General features: G+C 67.7%; 1 protein-coding gene. It reads right to left on the bottom strand.

Annotation, left to right across the window (positions count from 1 at the left end):
• Window positions 1–297 precede the first annotated feature (297 nt).
• The coding region (locus ACFPIJ_RS42075) for a sensor histidine kinase (RefSeq protein WP_380124265.1) at window positions 298–561 on the bottom strand (264 nt) is incomplete at its 5' end.

Raw genomic sequence — 561 nt, 5'->3', positions numbered from 1 at the left:
CACCGCATCCAGAAGGACCTACACCACCTCAATCCCTCCCTCAGCGTTCGTGACACACCAGCCAACTCAAACACCGGCTCAGACCGACGCGCGGACTACGCACCGACCGGACCGCGCAGACAATCATCGCTGGACACGCCTTCACGCAGAACCTGCGCCGCGGACACTACCAACTCGGCATCGACGCCCCGCGCGGACTCCGCATCGCCGCGGCGTTCACCGAACTCGCCACCGCCATCTGAAGACCGACCGCACTCACCAAACGCGCCCTCCAATCGGCGAACGCAACAGCGCCTCTCATGCCGTGGTGTGGTCGACCTCCGGGCCGGCCTTTGGCAGGGTGACCGTCACGTTCAGCCCGCCGTCGGGTATGGGCTGGGCGGTGACTGTGCCGTCGTGGACGGCGGAGATCGACGCGACGATGGCCAGACCGAGCCCGAAGCCGTCGTTGTCGGAGCGGTCGTGGAGTCGCCGGAACGGCTCCAACAGCCCGTCGACAGCGTCCGGGGCGATGACCGGACCGGTGTTGGCGACGGTCAGGACGGCCCGGCCGTCCACAGT

Origin of the sequence: Dactylosporangium cerinum (assembly GCF_042653625.1) — a bacterium.
Classification (GTDB): domain Bacteria; phylum Actinomycetota; class Actinomycetes; order Mycobacteriales; family Micromonosporaceae; genus Dactylosporangium; species Dactylosporangium cerinum.
This window is presented reverse-complemented; position numbering and strand designations above follow the sequence as displayed.